The organism is Acidobacteriota bacterium (assembly GCA_018268895.1).
In the GTDB taxonomy this organism is placed as follows: Bacteria; Acidobacteriota; Terriglobia; order Terriglobales; family Acidobacteriaceae; genus Edaphobacter.
Genome location: JAFDVP010000007.1, coordinates 29,519 through 47,088, shown reverse-complemented (window position 1 = coordinate 47,088; position 17,570 = coordinate 29,519). Strand labels below are relative to the sequence as shown.

11 protein-coding genes are annotated in these 17,570 nt (G+C 61.8%); 3 read left to right on the top strand and 8 right to left on the bottom strand.

All coding sequences use genetic code 11. The features are described 5' to 3' along the window. Positions 1 to 20: 20 nt before the first annotated feature. Both JSS95_07735 and JSS95_07730 read right to left on the bottom strand, forming a co-directional pair. Positions 21 to 2,570: an ABC transporter permease gene (locus JSS95_07735; GenBank protein MBS1799699.1), complete on the bottom strand. Its 2,550-nt coding sequence runs from the start codon at positions 2,568 to 2,570 to the stop codon at positions 21 to 23. A 254-nt stretch (positions 2,571 to 2,824) separates the two neighbouring features. After that, complete coding sequence (locus JSS95_07730) at positions 2,825 to 3,904, bottom strand: pesticidal protein Cry15Aa (protein ID MBS1799698.1); 1,080 nt, start codon at positions 3,902 to 3,904, stop codon at positions 2,825 to 2,827. 439 nt (positions 3,905 to 4,343) lie between these two features. On the opposite strand from JSS95_07730, the gene htpG reads away from it, so the two are divergent. After that, positions 4,344 to 6,245 (top strand): molecular chaperone HtpG, encoded by a 1,902-nt coding sequence (htpG, locus tag JSS95_07725; protein MBS1799697.1) that lies wholly within the window; start codon positions 4,344 to 4,346, stop codon positions 6,243 to 6,245. Between the two features lie 96 nt (positions 6,246 to 6,341). On the opposite strand, the gene JSS95_07720 is transcribed toward htpG, so the two are convergent. Then, on the bottom strand, positions 6,342 to 7,283 hold the full coding sequence (locus JSS95_07720) for an alpha/beta hydrolase (GenBank protein MBS1799696.1): 942 nt from the start codon (positions 7,281 to 7,283) through the stop codon (positions 6,342 to 6,344). Positions 7,284 to 7,558: 275 nt separating this feature from the next. Here JSS95_07720 and JSS95_07715 point away from each other — a divergent pair, with 275 nt between their 5' ends. Both JSS95_07715 and JSS95_07710 read left to right on the top strand, forming a co-directional pair. Next, the gene (locus JSS95_07715; protein MBS1799695.1) at positions 7,559 to 9,199 is read left to right on the top strand and encodes an aminotransferase class V-fold PLP-dependent enzyme; all 1,641 of its coding nucleotides are present in this window, start codon (positions 7,559 to 7,561) and stop codon (positions 9,197 to 9,199) included. A 338-nt stretch (positions 9,200 to 9,537) separates the two neighbouring features. Beyond that, positions 9,538 to 10,236: a PEP-CTERM sorting domain-containing protein gene (locus JSS95_07710; GenBank protein MBS1799694.1), complete on the top strand. Its 699-nt coding sequence runs from the start codon at positions 9,538 to 9,540 to the stop codon at positions 10,234 to 10,236. A gap of 129 nt (positions 10,237 to 10,365) precedes the next feature. Here JSS95_07710 and JSS95_07705 read toward each other — a convergent pair whose 3' ends face one another. The 5 genes from JSS95_07705 to JSS95_07685 form a co-directional block, all read right to left on the bottom strand. Beyond that, entirely contained in the window at positions 10,366 to 11,037 is a 672-nt protein-coding gene (locus JSS95_07705) for a DUF882 domain-containing protein (protein MBS1799693.1), read from the bottom strand. A 273-nt stretch (positions 11,038 to 11,310) separates the two neighbouring features. Beyond that, positions 11,311 to 13,503, bottom strand: a complete 2,193-nt coding sequence (locus JSS95_07700) for a GH92 family glycosyl hydrolase (GenBank protein ID MBS1799692.1) — start codon at positions 13,501 to 13,503, stop codon at positions 11,311 to 11,313. Between the two features lie 693 nt (positions 13,504 to 14,196). After that, the gene (locus tag JSS95_07695; protein ID MBS1799691.1) at positions 14,197 to 16,119 is read right to left on the bottom strand and encodes a 2-oxo acid dehydrogenase subunit E2; all 1,923 of its coding nucleotides are present in this window, start codon (positions 16,117 to 16,119) and stop codon (positions 14,197 to 14,199) included. A 213-nt stretch (positions 16,120 to 16,332) separates the two neighbouring features. Then, positions 16,333 to 16,899 (bottom strand): sigma-70 family RNA polymerase sigma factor, encoded by a 567-nt coding sequence (locus tag JSS95_07690; protein MBS1799690.1) that lies wholly within the window; start codon positions 16,897 to 16,899, stop codon positions 16,333 to 16,335. A 215-nt stretch (positions 16,900 to 17,114) separates the two neighbouring features. Continuing rightward, positions 17,115 to 17,438 (bottom strand): DUF4440 domain-containing protein, encoded by a 324-nt coding sequence (locus JSS95_07685; GenBank protein ID MBS1799689.1) that lies wholly within the window; start codon positions 17,436 to 17,438, stop codon positions 17,115 to 17,117. Positions 17,439 to 17,570 lie beyond the last annotated feature (132 nt).

Genomic DNA, 17,570 nt, shown 5'->3' with positions numbered 1-17,570 from the left:
GGACAGCCGCCTGTTTGCCGCTACTCCGTCCGCAGGGCCTGCATCGGTTCTACCGTCGATGCTCTGCGTGCGGGGACGGCGCTTGCGATGAGAGCGCTCAGCGCGAGCACAGCGCATGCTGTCAGCAATGTCGGGATGTTGATTCCTTTTACCTGGTAGAGCTGCGATTCGAGATAGTGCCCGGCGATCAACGCGATGGGTATGCCGAGCAGCAGACCGGAGGCGGTCTGGATTGCCGCGCTGCGCAGCACCAGCCGAACGACGCTGGCGCGGTCGGCGCCGAGGGCCATGCGCAGGCCGATCTCCGGGATGCGCCGCGCAACGCCGTAGGCGGTAACGCCGTACAGGCCAACCGAGGCCAGTATCAGGGCCAGAACACCGAAGATGGATGTCAGCCGGACCACGAGCCTCTGGCGTGTGAACCAGCTGCTCACCTGATCGTCGTACGTCGTCAGCTGATCGATGACCATCTCGGGATTGATCTGTTGCAGCGCCCTGCGCACCTCGGCTGTCGCGGCCGCCGGATCGCCGTCGTAGCGGACGATCAGGTTGGTCGCATAGTGCTTGAAGCGCTCGTTTTTGTTCGCCCCTTCGCGCAGCGACTGTCCGGCTGCCAATGCGTCGAAGTTCGTCAGTTGCGCCATCGGCGTAAAGAACATGGGGCGTACCTGTCTTGAAGGATCGCGGTATTTCGTATCGTCGACCACACCGACGATCTCGTATTCGGCTGTCATGCTTCTGTCCGGTCCGAAGTGCATTCCCAGCGGCGGCTTGCCGTTCAGGAACTTCTTCACAAAGGTCTGGTTGACCACCGCGACATGTACGCTGGTGGCGGAGTCACGCTCCGTAAAGGTGCGCCCCATCAGCACACGGGTTCCCACGGCATCGAAGAACCGCGGGCTCACCGAACTGTAGCTGACGTTGTTCTGCGCGTTGGGATCGCCGCCCGCAATGGTAACCCTCGTGCCCCAATTGTTGAAGGCCATCGGACCGTAGGTCGCATACGACATGTCATGCAGCCCGGGAATCGCCGTGAAGGTCTGATCGATCTGCCGGTACAGACTGTCCAACTGCTCGTATCGGTAACCGGTGGCCTGCAGATCGATGGAGGCGAACAGCCTTCCCTTGGTCTGGAAGTGGAAGTCTTGCTTCTCGAGCCGTTGCAGACTCAGGATCAGAAGGCCCGCGGTGCTGATCAGTCCGACGGAGAGCGCAGCCTGAAGGATGACGAGGGCGCGCTGCAACGGGCCTCCGTGGCCCGTGGTCCGGTTCGCGCCGCGCAGCGCCTCCGCCGGGTTCGCGCGCGAGGCGATCCACGCCGGTGCAATGCCAAACAGAATTCCCGTCAGCGCAGAAACTCCGAGTGCAAACCCCAGCACGGACAGCGAAGGACTCGCGCTGAGCGGATCGATCTCGGCCCCGCGCATGGCCAGCGCCAGTATTCCCTTCACGCCGGCATACGCTACAGCCAGGGCAAGCGCTCCGCCGAGCAGCGACAGCACAACCGCCTCCGTCAGCATCTCGCGGATCAGCCGCACACGCGATGCGCCGAGCGCCGTGCGAACGCTCAGCTCCTGCCTGCGCGCGATGCCGCGCACCAGCATCAGGTTCGCAAGGTTCGCACAGGCGATCAGCAGCACGAAGCCGGCGATCATCTGCAGCATCGTCAGGCTCTTCTCGTAGTCGTCGCGCAGGTCGTTGATGCCGTCGTTCGCCGGAGCAAGCTCGGTGGTCTGCTTTGCAATCTTCTCTTCTGTGTCGTGCGATGCAGGATCGCGGTTGACGCGAATCCACCGCAGCAGCTCCACCTTAATAGCGCTCTCCACCGTGGAGACGGCCTTGGGATCGCGTACGCGAACCAGGATGTCGAGCCAGTGGGCGTTCGGCTGTGTATACAGCTTGCGCTCCGGCTGGAACACAGGCTCCTGCGCAAGCGCCAGCCACACGCCTGCCGGGTCGCCCTGGTTCCGTTCGCCAAGAAAGCCTTCAGCGGCGATGCCAACGATGGTGACCGGATGGCCGGTGAACGTCAGCGTCTCGCCGACGACGCTCGGGTCGCTGTGAAACTTCAACTGCCAGATGGCGTGGCTGATCACCGCCACCGCCGGCGCGCCCTCGCGGTCGTCCTCGGGACGCATCAACCGTCCGGCAAAGGGCTTCACTCCCAGAACCGTAAAGTAATTGCCCGAGACGACGCGCAGATTCAGCGGCTGCGCGGCAGACTCTCCCTTGCGCCGCGCGCTTATTGTAATGCTCCCAGCCTGCACCGCGGCCATGCCATCGGTCCCCGGAGTCTGGTCGCGCAGCGTCTTGTACAGATCGTAGGAGAAGATCTTCCAGTCGCCCTGCATGCCGCCATCGACGCAGCACTCGATCTCCTTGCCGACCTTGTAGAGCTGTTCAGGATGTTCGACCGGCAGCGACTTCAGGATGACCTGATAGGCAAGGGTGAAGATCGCCGTCGTCGCGCCGATCCCGAGTGCCAGCGTAAGTATGGCTGTCGTTGCAAACCCGGGCGAGCGACGCAGTCTCCTGAATCCATACCGCACATCCTGCAGAATCGATCCCATCGTTGACTCTCCTTGACAGTTCCGGTGTCCGTGTACCGATGCTTGACGGTAATTGAGAAAGCACGATTGGTACCAATGCACACTAGCCATCTGGCCATGTAAAACCAGCGGGTTAGGCGGCCCGCTTCATGCGCGGCGCAGGCTCGTGATGTCCGGTTTTGTACCACAGCGTCCGTTAGTGGACATGGCATGGCACCCTGGCGTATCCAGGAGAGTTTCCTCTCTGCGTGAAAAGTGTGCACACCAGGCCAGTGTCAGTCCACCGGCGCGGTTGCGGCACCAACAAACGAGTCGGCGCAGCCGTAGTACATCCACCACTTGCCCTTGAAGACAACCAGTCCCTCGGCGAAGGTGGTACCCGCCGCATACTGTCCGCTCTGCTCGAAGGGGCGCTCGGGTTTGAAGACGGGCTGAGTGGTTCGCGCGATCAGCTTCGCGGGATCGTTGGCGTCGAACAGCGCCTCCTGCACACTGTAGGCCCCGGGGGCAAGAATCTTGTCGCGCATATCGTCCGTTGCGTTCTTCGCGTTCCCTTCTTTGTTCTTCGCGTTGTAGACGAGCACGATGCCACGCTCCGTCACCACGGCTGGCGGGCCTGTCTCCGGGAAGCCACTGTCTGAGAGCCCGGGGCGCGCCTCGAGCAGCGCTAGAGGCTTGCCGTTAGCATCCTCGACCGGCGTCCAGTGGATGAGGTCCGGCGACGTCGCGATGCCAACCTTGATCTCGCCCCAGTACATCCAGTATTTGCCGTTGATCTTCGCGGCGACGATCTGGGCGCCGCTGCGGCGCGTGACGATCCCCGCCGACTTATACAGCAGCGCGTCGTACTTGCCATTGCTCGCGCCCGCGAAGGCGGGGCCGTGCTTGGTCCAGTGCACGAGGTCGTTCGACGTTGCGATGCCGATGCTGTAGGCGTTGCGCTTGCGCGACCACTGCGTGTAGGTGAGGACGTACACCCCGTCCTCGGCCTCGACCACGCGCGGGTCTTCGACGCCTCCCGGCTGTTCGCGGTCTGCCTGCGCATCGTTGTCCGGGTAGAAGACCGGCGTCGCCATGCGCTCGAAGTGCACGCCGTCGGTACTGCTTGCCAGGCCGAGCCGCGAGACGTGCATGCCGATCTGCATCGCGCCGGAGTCATCCTCCGCGCGGTAGAGCACGTAAATTTTTCCGTTGCGCACGATCGCCGCGGGGTTGAAGGTGTGGAGCGCCTCCCAGTGCACGGGCCTGCCGCTGACGGGGTCGTTAAAGACGGAGGACTTATCAGGAGCGATCACCGGCGCGTCGGAGGCGCGCGTCCAGGGGCCGATGACCCATGCGGCCTGCTGCGCGTGCATGGGCGCCGCCAGCGTGAACGCCAATGCTGCAAACCCACATCTCAGGGTCGAGATGTGGGGTACCCGGCCTCCTGCACCTTGCGCCAATGCGCACACCCAGCTCCGCAGCAAACGTCTCATCTCGCCTCCCGTATACGACAGCTCGAATGATAATGCCGGGTTTTCGCTGGAAGCCTTGGGGCGTCTGCAAAACCCACATCTCAGAATCGAGATGTGGGGCACCCGGCACCCGGCACCCGGCACCCGGCACCCGGCACCCGGCACCCGGCACCCGGCACCCGGCACCCGGCGTTTGTGGCGGAGGTTCGAGAGCGTTCATCCCACCCTTCGCAATGCGAGGGATGGGCACGCGGCAAAATGCGGGGATTCCTCGCTGCGCTCGGAATGACATAGCGGGTGAATGGATGCGCCGCTCACTTTGTTTGGCGATAATAGATGTATGTCCAAGCGTGAATTTCAGACAGAAGTCTCTCAACTGCTCCAACTGATCGTCCACTCGCTTTACTCTCACCCCGAGATTTTTTTGCGCGAGCTGATCTCGAACTCCTCCGATGCGCTCGACAAGCTGCGGCACCTGACGCTGGTCGACGACAAGTACAAGGCGCTCGCCGGCAATGGCATCGACTCGCCGCGCATCGACCTAGAACTCGACGAGGAGAAGAAGACGCTCACTCTCTCCGACACCGGCATCGGCATGAACGAGGAGGACCTGGTCTCGCACCTCGGCACCATCGCGCGCTCCGGGACGAAGAACTTCCTCGCGCACCTGTCGGGCGACGCGAAGAAGGACTCGAACCTGATCGGCCAGTTCGGCGTCGGCTTCTACTCAGTCTTCATGGTCGCCGATAAAGTCGAGGTCATCTCGCGCAAGGCTGGAGATGAGAAGACCTTCAAGTGGACCAGCGACGGCAAGACCGGCTTCGACCTCGAAGAGGTGACGGGCGACGCCGCGCGCAAGAGCGCCGGTACCAGCGTCCACATCCACTTCAACGATGAGGGCGCGCAGTACGCCAACGGTTGGCGTCTCACCGAGATCGTCAAAAAGTACTCCAACCACATCGCCTTCCCCATCTTCCTCACCTACGACAAGAGCGAGTGGAACGTGGAGAAGAAGGAGTCGATCAAGACGCGCACGACCGAGCAGGTGAACGCCGCCAGCGCTATGTGGCGACGCTCCAAATCCGAGTTGAAGGACGACGACTACAAGGAGCTCTACAAGTCGCTGACCGGCGACTGGGAGGACCCGCTCTTCTGGTTCCACACCCGCGCCGAGGGCACGCTCGAGTACACGACGCTCTTCTATATCCCCGCGAAGGCGCCGCTCGACCTCTACCAGGCGGACTACAAGGGCGGCGTCAAGCTCTACGTTAAGCGCGTCTTCATCATGGACGACTCGCGCGAGCTGCTGCCGCAGTACCTTCGCTTCGTGCGCGGCATCATCGACTCGGAAGACCTTCCGCTCAACGTCTCGCGCGAGATTTTGCAGCAGAACAAGGTGCTCAACAGCATCAAGACCGCCAGCGTGAAGAAGATCCTCTCCGAGCTGAAGACCATCGCCACGAACGACCCGGAGAAGTACGCAACGTTCATCGCCGAGTACAACCGTCCGCTGAAGGAAGGTCTCTACGGCGACTACGCCAACCGCGAGACGCTGCTCGACCTCATCCGCGTCAAGTCGACGAAGGTCGAGGGCCTGACCTCGCTCGCCGATGTGAAGTCGCGCATGAAGCCCGAGCAGAAGGCCATCTACTACATCACGGGCGGTGCCGAGAACATGCTGCGGAACTCGCCGCTGCTCGAGATTTATAAGAAGAAGGAGATCGAAGTCCTGCTGCTCGACGACGACATCGATGAGATCGTCTTCTCGGGCGTCGACAAGTACGGTGACATCGAGTTGAAGGCCGTCAACAAGTCCGCCGCCGGCGAAGACCTCAAGGACGAGTCCGCGCCGGAGAAGGCCGCCGAGAAAGCCGAGGCCCTGAAACCGCTGCTCGAGAAGATCAAGGCCACGCTGGGCGACGCCGTCAAAGAGGTTCGCGCGTCATCGCGTCTCGCCGACAGCCCATCGGTCATCGTCTCCGACGAAGACGAACCCAGTGCCCGCATGAGGCAGATGATGCGCGCGATGGGACAGAATGAGATGCCCGAGCCCCAGCCCACGCTCGAGATCAACCCCGACCACGAGATCGTCAAAAAACTGCTGGCCCATCCAGACGGCGCCCGCACACAGGACGCCGCATGGCTGCTCTTCGACCAGGCGCTGCTGCTGGAAGGCGTGCCACTCAAAGACCCGGCCACGTTCGTGCAGCGGTTGAACCGCGTGCTCAACCAGTCGATCTAATCACTCCAAAGGCTGCAACGAAACGCCTTCCGAAAAGGAAGGCGTTTTTTTCTTTCGCAGGCGGGTTGTACAAGCGTTTAGCGGGAGTCAAAGCAGCTATTCCGAAGTGATTCCGATGGTAACCAGCCATATCTCGACCAGATGGGGCCACGCGGTCGTTGGCAGCTTCGTTCGTCTGAGTCCGAAGGCGTGCCCGCCTTGCGCATACAGATGCATCTCAACAGGGACTCCCGCTTTCTTCAGCCCGGCATAGTAGGACAGGGACTGTTCAACACCATCCACGAAATCGTCTTCGTTCTGCAACAGAAATGTAGGCGGAGTCTGACGAGTGAGGTGTTTACGGATGTCGGGATTCAGCCCGAAGCTATCCTTGGCCACTGACAGATGCCCCGGATAGATAGCAATCGCGAAATCAGGCCGGCAACTCACTCTATCGGCTGCATCAAGCTCAGGGTAGAGTCTCCTGTCGAAGTGCACGCTCATTGCGGCAACCAGATGCCCTCCAGCGGAGAAGCCGAGAACCCCGATCTTCCGGGCATCTATGTGGTACTCCCTCGCATGGAAGCGCACCAGTCCTACCGCTCTTTGCGCGTCCTCAAGAGCCTCCGGCGAGGACGGGTACGCTCCGGACTTCGGGAGCTTTGCTTCGCCAGGCACGCGGTACTTCAACAACACGCAGGTGATTCCTTTGGAGGTAAGCCAGTCGCAGACCTCTGTGCCCTCAAGGTCGATCGCAAGGATCTGGTAGCCGCCGCCGGGAAACACGACAACTGCGGCTCCGGTATTCTTCCCCTTTGGGGAATAAACCGTCATGGTTGGGCGTGACACGTTGTTGATATAGATCCATTGCCTGTCAGCGACCAGGTCCTTTGCGTCCGTCTTCAATGTTTCCGGCCCGGTAAAAGGGCGCGCGTCCGGTACGGTGCCGGGCCATATGGGGATCTGGGTGTGTCCTGCCGATGGCTGCCAGAGGGCTGTCTGTGCTTGAAGAGGATGGATCCCAAAGAGGACACAAAGAATTAGAAGCACTGGTTTCACGGCACTCTCCAAAGTCTACGTAGTCAGTCTTGCTTGGCCTGATCGTAGGTCGATGGGCCGAGGAGAAATCTGTGCAAAGCAACATTGCTCCCTCTGGAACCGAAGTGATCAACAGCGCGAGGTATGGAGCGGCTGCCTGCGCGTGGTATCGGTAATCCCATCCTGGGCCGGGTGCCGAGCGCCCCATTCATGCGCGCTCCTCAGCCGCGCTTCACGGCATCACCTCGCGGGCGATACAGTGGTAGACGCAAATTCAACAAGGGAGTGTGAGAGAGATGGCGGAGAAGAAGGGCTGGTCGCGGCGCGACGTAATCAAGGGCACGGGCATGTTGTCGGCGGCGATGATGACGGGCATCGACGCGGCGGCAGCGCCAACCAAGAGCGCGAAGGCTGCGTCGCCGGGCGCGCTGAAGGCGGGGCAGATTCTCACCGGGCACGAGGTTCCGTTCACCGACGGCGACTTCGCCGACAATCTTTTTACGCGCATCGGCATTCGCCCGCTGATTAATTGCCGCGGCACCATCACGGCCATCAGCGGCTCGACCTCGCTGCCCGAGGTGAAGCAGGCGATGTACAACGCCTCGCTGTATCACGTGCGCATGGACGAGATGATGGATGCGGTCGGCGCCGAGCTGGGCAAGCTGGCCGGGGCCGAGTGGGGTGTCGCCACCACTGGGGCCTGTACGTCGATCTGTCTCTCCACCGTGGCCTGCATCGCGGGCACCGACGTCGAAAAGTCACAGGCGATGCCCTATATCAAGAAGAAGGACCAGGTCGTCATCCCGAAGACCTCGCGCAACCCCTACGACATCGGCGTGCGCATGTGCGGGGTCGAGGTGGTCGAGTTCTCCTCGCCCGAGGAGCTGCGCGAGAAGATCGGCGAGCGCACGGCGATGATGTACATCCTCGCCAACCCGCGCTGGGACAACACTCCCATGAGCACGAAGAACCTCGCCGCCATCGCGAAGGAGCACGGCGTTCCCGTGTTCGTCGACGCTGCCGCGACCGAGCTCGACCTGCCGAATCCTCACATCGAGGCGGGGGCCGACCTCGTCGCCTACTCCGGCGGAAAGTGCATGAGGGGGCCGCAGTCTTCCGGTCTGCTCATCGGCAGAAAGGACCTGTGCCAGGCGGTGTACTTTCAGGGCGCGCCGCACCATAACTATGGCCGCGCCATGAAGTGCAGCAAGGAAGAGATGATGGGGCTGTTGGCCGCCGTGCGCGCATGGCGCAAGCGCGACCACGAGGCCGAGCAGGCGATGTGGACCGGCTGGTGCCAGTCCATCGCCGACAGGATGCAGGGCCTGCCCTCGGTGAAGGCCACAGTGCTGCCATCCGCGCCAAAGGGTTCGATCGACCGCAGCCCCGGCGTGCGCATCAGTTGGGACGCAAGCGTCACCGGCATCACGGGCTCGGAGATGGCGAAGCTGCTCGACGAGGGGACGCCGCGCATCGTGCTCGGCGGCACGGGCTCGCGGCCCGACCATATGCTGAGCGCGGTGACCATCTACTGCTACATCATGACTCCGGCAGAGGTGAAGATCGTCGCCGACACGATCTACAAGCACCTGAAGAACCCGCCACACTTCGAGAACCCGGTTGTGCCGTCCGGAACTCCCGCGTCCGTCGCCGGCGACTGGGAGGTCACGGTTCACTACGTGCGCGGCACCGGCGAACAACACTTTGTCCTGAAGCAGGACGGCAACAGCCTGACGGGCGAACACCACGGCGAGATCTACAACACGACCATCGCCGGCGCGGTCCACGGCAACGAGATCGCCCTGACCAGCACGCTGCCGGTCACCGGCTATCCTCTGACCTGCCGCTTCAAGGGGACGGTGGAGGGCAACCGGATGTCCGGCACCGTCAACCTGGCCGAGTACGGTGAAGTAAAGTGGGACGCGATACGGGCCTGAGCCTGCCAGCTTCAAGAAGTTAAACTAATAAAGAGGAGGCCGGACACTTGTCTGCCTCCTTCTTTCCTGCCGCAAGGCTTCTAAGAACGGCATGGGAAGCAGATTGCAGAACCAGCATTACCTATTTTGCAAATGTGCAATGATTTGCCCATCACCATGGGAAAACAATTTTCCTTTCCGCGGTAAACATGGAAAATTTATGGCATCTTCGGATGCAAGTTGCACACAACGTGTTGCTTGCCACATCATTTGGGGTTTGGAGTGTGAATTGCTTGTATCCAGGGTGAGTTCATTCTTTTGGACGGGTTGTAAGCCGTCCAGGGCCTTGGGTTACTTTGATGCGTCGTATATTGTTCGCCTTGGTTATTCTCCTCGCCTGTGCCGCCGCCACTACCGGTGTACGGTTGCAGGCATCGACGGAGTGCGAGCGCTGGATCGCCGAGTACCGGGACGCGCTGGCACACTCTCCCACAGTCCAACGGGTCAATGCGGCGCGCCACAGGGCGCGTCACTATGTGCATCGCAAGGTCGCCGCGCTGAACAAGCCGAAGTCGTCGCGTCCGAAAATCCTTCCGGCGCGCTACATGCGGCCCAAGATGACCCGCGAAGAGGCCCTGCGCAAGATGGAGTTTGCCTGTGGCTCGGTCGATCTCGATCAGCCTGAGCTAGGCAACCTGGTGGCGGATGTACCGATGTTTGCCGCAGGCCGTGGCCCCCTGGGCGAGACCGGGGAGGAGTTTGCCGCCCCGCCGTCCAGCCTGATAGCCCAGAACCCCACCTCCGGTGACGGTGGCTATCCAAATAGCGGAGTGCCCGTCCTGCCGTACATTCCCGGCGCTCCTGGTGGCGGTGGTGGCGGCGGCGGTAACAACCCTGGAGGAGGCGGCCCGAATCCTCCCGGAGATGGCGGCAATCCAGTGCCTCCACCAACGGGTCCCCCCACGGCGGAGGCGCCTGAGCCGGGCAGCCTGGTTCTACTGGCTACCGGTTTGGTAGCTGCAGCAGGTGTGCTTCGCAGGAGAGTTCGTCAGGCATAGCAAAAATGAAGACCGCAGCATGACACAAATGCCAAAAAGAGAGGACCTTAAAGGTCCTCTCTTTTCATCTGTCTTTGAGAGGATGGCACGGTTGGAGGGTAATGCGTGGGCTGCTCGAAGCAGCCTCACTCAGCCGCGCTTGGAGCGGATCGAGCGTCGCGAGTGACTGGCGTGGCGGGAACGCTTCGCGCGCGGAGAATACGTCCACTGACGAACCGGGCCGACATCCACATGCACGAACTGGCTCCGGGGGTAGTAGCCCACGCCGCCGGCATCGAGCGAGAGCGCGGCATCGCGCAAGAGCGGCGCCGAGACGCCGGGTACGCGAATGTCGAGCGCCTTGGCCTCGATGTGCTGCGAGTGCAACGCGGCGTTGGTTGTTCCACTCTCGCGCAGGGCGTCGTTGGTCTCCTGCGCGCGATACGCCGAGAGCACATCGACCGCTGAGTTGGTCTTGCCCAGCTTGGCCAGCATGGTGTGCAGCACGTCGAAGGTGCGCGGATCGTACTCGCTAACCTCTTCGTTGTGGCTGTCGCGGAGAAAGTCGTTCAGCTTGGTCAACGCATCCGGGATGTAGGTATCGCCGATGCGGTAGACCACGTTGAGGGCCTCGCCCGTGTAGGCGCGCACCAGCTTCAGCTCGTACTTCTGGCCATCGAGAGGCATCTCGTCGTCATCGTCAGGAAGAAGGCCGACGCCCGGCATCGTTACATTCACGAACGCATGGGCCAGCGTGTGCAACCGGGGATGTCTATGTGCCATCGATTTGCGCGGCTTCGCCGACGCCGGGACCGCTGCCATGAGCAGCACGGCGAGAAGGACGGCGAGACGGCGGGAAAAGACAGATGGCCGAAGCGATTCAGGCAGAGATAAAGACAAACCGGAAGTACTCCTGTTGTTGGCGTTGATAGGCGTGCTCAGATTGCAATTGGACAAATGCGGTTCGGCGATCCGCATTCGCATATTACGATTGTACCCTCTTGAGCGCAACCTCGCCCTGACGTCCAGGGGAAGGCGGCATGCAACGAATGGGTCATGTTTCCAGATCCTTACATTCGCTAACTGACAGCCCTGCTAGCGATACGCCTCCGGGTGAACGTCGAGCGAGTCCGGAGGAAAGCTCTCCGGCTTCGCTCCAAGCTGGCGGTTCGGTGTGTCGCCCATGGTCAGCTCCAGCCTTCCTCCATTGACGAGGTCGGCGTGGCGGAACCAGACGCGGTCGAGCGGCCTGCCGTTGAGCACAATCTTCTCGACGTACTTGTTCTGTCGAGAGGCGCCGGGCGCGGTGATGACGAACTCCTTGCCGTTCTCCAGGTTGATTGTCACTTTCTCGAAGACCGGGCTGACGATGTCGTAGGTGGGCACCGTGGGCGTCACCGGGTAGAAGCCCATCATGGAGAAGACGACGAAGGCGCTCATGCCGCCGCCATCCTCATCGCCGGGGATGCCCTGGTACGTGTCGGTGAAGAACGACTCCAGCAACATGCGCACGCGCTCCTGCGACTTCCACGGCGCGCCCAGCCGGTCGTAGATGTACGGTATCGCGAAGCTGGGCTCGTTGCCCATCGAGAACTGCCCCACCATTGAGGTGGAGTCGGGAAACTTCGCCTGGAACTCGTACTTCGAGCGCCCCAGCGGCTCGCGGAAGAGCTGGTCGAGGTTGGCCTCCGCCTTCTCCCTGCCGCCCATCATGGCGAAGAGACCGGCGTAGTCGTGCGCGACGTCCCATGTGTAGGTGTAGCCGTTGTTCTCGTCGTAGTAATCGCGCCCGCCCATGCCGCCGTCGAACTTCGGGTCCATCGGCTCGATCCAGTTGCCCTGGTCGTCCTTCGGCCACATCAACCCCTTGTCCGCGCGGAAGAGGTTCTTATAGTTGGCGGCGCGCTTCATGAAGAGCGCCTCGTCGTCCGGCTTCTTCAGCTCGCGAGCGAGTTGCGCAATGGCCCAGTCGTCGAAGCTGTTGCCCAGCGTTACCGGCACAGGCTGGCGCTTCTCGAAGGGATGCACTTCGGCGACGGTCTCCTTCTCGCCCGGCCGCAGCGCGGGCATGTAGCCGTGCGCGGAGTAGAACTCATCGAGCGAGGTGCGCGGCCCGAGCCGCCACGGCAGCATCGTCACATCGAGCGAGCGCTTGCGGATACCCTCGTACGCCACCGGCAGGTCGAAGTCGCGCACGCCCTTGAACCACGCATCCGCAAACCACGGCGCGGAGTGGTTGCCGTTCATGCAGGCATACGGTCCGGTGAGGATGGAGAAGGTCGGCATCACGCCGCTCTGCTCGTACATGCGCACGTACGATTGCAGCTTGTCGGCCTCCATGTGTGGGTGGAGCAGCGTCTGCAAAGGCTCGAGCGCGCGGAAGGTGTCCCACAGCCAGTTGTCGACGTAGAAGGGGCGCGGGTCGGTGTGCACCTTGTGGTCGTAGGCGCTGTAGTACTGCCCGTCTTCCGTGATGTTCACCATGCGCTCGGAGCTGCGATAGAGCGCCGTGTAGAAGACGCGCTTCTGCGCCTCCGTCCCGCCTTCGACGGAGATGCGGCCCAGCGTCTCGTTCCACTTTGCCTTGGCCCTGGCCTTGACGGCGTCGAAGCCCGGCGAAGGAATCTCGTGCACCAGGTTCTTCTTCGCCTGCTCCACGCTGATGAACGATATGCCGTAGCGGAACTCAAGCGTGCGCGCCTTCGCAGAGAGCGCAAGCCGCTGTCTGCCTTTGACGGCGGTCGACGCAGCCGCAACGGGTGCGCTGAACTCGCCGTAGACGTAGGCCTTCATGCCGTCGAACTGCTCTTCGCCTTCAACGAGGTTGCCATCGCGCAGTGCCAGCGTTCCCGCAATCCGGTTGGCGAGCACAAGGCTGGCATCGCCGCCGGGGAAGGTGAAGCGGAAGTAGCCCGCGCGCTCAGTCGCGGTGAACTCGGTGACGTCGCCCGACGCGCGCAGCCGCGAGGAGTAGAAGTAAGGCGTCGTCGTCTCCTGGTCATAGGCCGCCGGAGCGCCGTCGCCCGGCATGATGCTGAACAGCTCGCTGATGCGGTGCGAGCTGATGGTCAGCGGGAAGCCGTGAATGCGGTCGTCGAACGCATCCGCGCGCAAGGGATACATCCTGACCATGCTGTTGGGCAGATAGACCGCCGGCCGCGTGGGCACTAGCAGAATGCCAACGTTGCCGATCGTCGGATCGACGTACTCCACCTGCGCGCGCAGTTGTGCTGCCGCGAGAAGAGCGACGAAACAGAAAACATTAGCTACACCTTTTTGAGACAGCACCCACCTGACAGCAATCCGTAGAGACACGCGAAACCCCTCATGTTCTGAAACCAGATCATCATATCGTCTGGAAGCGACTGCACCACACTCGGCGCTTCGTCATGCAAAGCTTGCCCGCTCCCCACTTTGTCATCCTGAGCGTAGCGCTGAAAGCGCGTAGTCGAAGGACCTGCATTTTTGCACGTTTCCCCAAGGACACATCCTGCCGGTATGAAAATGCAGATCCTTCGACTCGCCTGCGGCTCGCTCAGGATGACAAAGTGGGGGGGGATGTGAACACTCCCGCTTATGATGATGACTGCAAATGTCAATCAGCGCTGACTATCATGATGACGAATCAGGTATGCCTCCGATGTGGAGAACTTCGATGAAGAACTCGGCTCTGAAAACGGCTGTAGTGGTTATACCTGGAGTATTGGTTCCAACCATCATGAGAGAGCACATCAGACTGAGGCATGGTTCGGAGCGGTATCCGCTGGCCTGATCGTATTTGCACTTATTCCACCGCGTTTGAGTGCAATGCGCTTAGGACTGCTACTTGCGATCACGGCCGCTAGTTACTTTGCTGTGAAGACATTTTTTTGAGGTAGACGGTCTACTGGAAATAAAAAGCGGCGGCCCAATGAAGGAACCGCCGCCTGATTCTTTGCACCGAAGGAGCGCGAAGCGCCCCTCCCGCCGTGCGCTTTGCGCTTAGCCGATGTCTTCCGACCAGTTCTCCAGATAGTTCTTGAAGTCGGTCATGAACTTGCCGGCGTCGGCTCCGTCGACGATGCGGTGATCGAAGCCTAGGGTGAAACGCTGGATGTTGCGGACGGCGATGGAGTCGTTGCCGTCCTTGTCCGTCAGCACCATCGGCTCCTTGTTCAGGCCGCCGATGCCGAGGATCGCGACCTGCGGCTGGTTGATGATCGGCGTGCCGAACTGCTCGCCGAAGATACCCGAGTTGGTCAGCGTGAAGGTGCCGCCGGAGACCTCATCGGGAGCCAGCTTCTTCGAACGAGCACGATCAGCCAGATCGACGATGGCGCGCGCCACGCCGAGGAAGTTCTTCTCCTCGCACTGCTTGATGACCGGGACGATCAGGCCCCAGTCCAGCGCGACGGCGATGCCGATGTTGATGTTCTTGTTGTAGAGAATCGCGTCGCCCTTGACGGCCGAGTTCACCACCGGGTGCTTGCGCAGGGCCACGGTCGCGGCGCGCGTGATGAACGGCATGTAGGTCAGCTTCACCCCGTTGCGCTGCTCGTACTTGTTCTTCTCCTTCTCGCGCAGCTTCACGATGCGGGTCATGTCGACCTTGAAGACCGTGTGCACATGCGGCGAGGTGCGCTTGGACTCGACCATGCGCTGCGCAATGATGGCGCGCATCTTCGACATCGGCACCAGGTCTCCGGGCTGCGGCTGCGCTGCGGCCGGTGCGGCAGTTCCCGCCTTAGCCGCCGATGAGACCGGCGTCGAAGATGGGGCACCCGCGGGTACGGCGGCTTTCGACCCACCGGCGAGGTGGCCGAGGATGTCTTCCTTTGTGATGCGTCCCGCAGAGCCGGTTCCGGCAACCTGCGCGAGATCGACGTTGTTCTCCGCCGCGATCTTTCGGACCAGCGGCGAGGAGCGTCCGCGTTCACCAGCTGAGGCCGAAGCGGCAGCAACCACAGGGGCAGCGGCAACTGAAGCAGCCGGTGCGGCGACCGGTGCGGCCGGGGCAGGAGCGGCAGCGGCCTTGCCTGCGCCTCCGCCGATGACGGCGACAACAGTGTTGATCCCGACAGTGCTGCCTTCGGGAACCTTGATCTCCGTCAGCGTGCCTGCGGCGGGCGAAGGAATCTCCGCGTCCACCTTGTCCGTGCTGATCTCAAAAATAGGCTCGTCGCGCTGGACCGTGTCGCCAACCTTCTTGAGCCACTTGGTGATCGTGCCTTCGGTGATGGACTCGCCCATCTGCGGCATCAAAACTTCTGTTCCAGGGCCCGCCGGAGCAGCAGCGGGAGCAGCGCTGGTTGCAGGGGCAGCCGCCGCAGGAGCGGCAGCGGCCTTGCCCGCGCCTCCGCCGATGACGGCGACGATCGTGTTAATCTGCACCGTCGAGCCCTCGGGAACCTTGATCTCCGTCAGCACACCTGCGGCGGGCGAAGGAATCTCGGCGTCCACCTTGTCCGTGCTGATCTCAAAGATCGGCTCGTCGCGCTGGACCGTGTCGCCGACCTTCTTGAGCCACTTGGTGATCGTGCCCTCGGTGATGGATTCGCCCATCTGCGGCATCAGCACCTCGGTGCCTGCGGCGGCCGGAGCAGATCCCACCTTAGCCTCCGGCGCTGCCGGAGTCGAAGATGGGGCACCCGCAGCAGGGGCTGGCGCAGGAGCAGCGGCAGCGGAACCCGCCGCGTCGATGACGGCGACGACGGTGTTGACGCCCACAGTTGCACCCTCGGCGATCTTGATCTCCTTCAGGACACCGGCCTCGGGCGAGGGAATCTCAGCGTCGACCTTGTCGGTCGAGATCTCAAACAGCGGCTCATCGCGCTGGACCGGGTCGCCGGGCTTCTTGAGCCACTTGGTAATGGTGCCCTCGGTGATCGACTCGCCCATCTGCGGCATAAGTACGTCTGTCGGCATGCATTTCTCCCTGAAGCAGTTACGGGCAGCGTTAAGCGACACCCCACCCCTGGCCCGGCCACAGCCGGACATACGAATCGGATTATACGGCGATTTCAACAGGGCTGGCGAAGACGGTGCGGTTAGCGACCGCCGCCTCTCTTTCGGCCGTGCCATGCCGATAGCTTGTGCACTTCTTCTTCAAATTCTGCGCAGCGCTATCAGGCGTGAATCTCAAGGCACTGCCGTCACGACTGCGGCTTTCGGCTTCTTGCAGGTGCAGTTCAGGCAGCCGTGCTCCGCACAGGTAGCGCAGGTTCGCAGAAGCTGTTTGCGTAGCGCAGCGCGCGCACGGTGCACGCGGACCCCGGCGTTTGTAGCGGAGAGGCTGTGCTGCCGGGCGAAGTCCTTCACGTTCTGCCCGCCAAGATCGACGGCGCGAAGAATCTCGGAGTACTCCGGCTTGAGGCCGTCGACAATGCCATGCAGACAACCGCAGACCTCGTTCTCAACCTCGGCCGATGGCTGTTCCGCGGTCTCCAACTCGCGCGCCCATTCTTCGAGCGCCCTGGTTTTGGTGGCCTGCCTGCGGTAGCTGTCGATGACGGCGTTGCGCAGCAGGCGGTAGAACCAGGCTGCGGCGGACTCGTTCTTCTGAAAGTCGTCCTGATGCTCGAAGGCGCGAAGATATGCGGTCTGCAGGATGTCTTCGGCCAGCCGGGGGTCGGAGACACGCCGCTCCACGAAGGCGAGAAACTGTCTTCGCTGGGCGAGTAGCTGGTCGAGAGGTGTGTCGGACATATCTATTGATTCAATGATATTGAGGGAGGAAGGCTTCGTCCTCCCACCGGAGTTGATGCAAAAGGGCCGAACGTTATCGACAAGCTTGGTTTGGATACGAGTTGTGAGGTTGTCATTCTGAGCGCAACGCAGAGTCCCTGTAGCTGTCTTTCCGGCTTCTCGTCTCTATTTGTGATCGTCCGTGTCAATCCGCGGCCGTCCTGCCGCGATGCTCTTCAGGCGGCGATCGTTCCCTGGTGAAAGAGCATCTGCCACTTGTTGTCGCGCAGCACCCAGATTGACGAGTGGTGCGACGTCGAGGTCGCTGTGGTGATGTGGTATGTCGTCAGGGCAGATGTGTCGCCAAGCGGCGTCACGTAGAAGTGGCTCATGGTCGCGGCGCGCGGCGCGCTGGCAAGCAGAGCGTTATGCAACTGATTGAGGTTGAAGATGCGTCCCGAGGTACAGAACTCCTTGAAGTCGGCCGCCAGCAGCGAGGTCAGATCGTTGCGGTCCGTCTCGCGGTCCGGGTGCAGCAGACGCTCTTCGAGGCTATGCAAATGCTCCTGTAGTTGCGCTTGGGTCATCGTCCTTATTTGACGGATCATAACCGAAATAAAGTTTCCTCGCCGCCATCAAAAGCAGGAAGGCCACCCCGGATGGAGGCGGCCTTCTGCTTTCGTTTGTTCTGT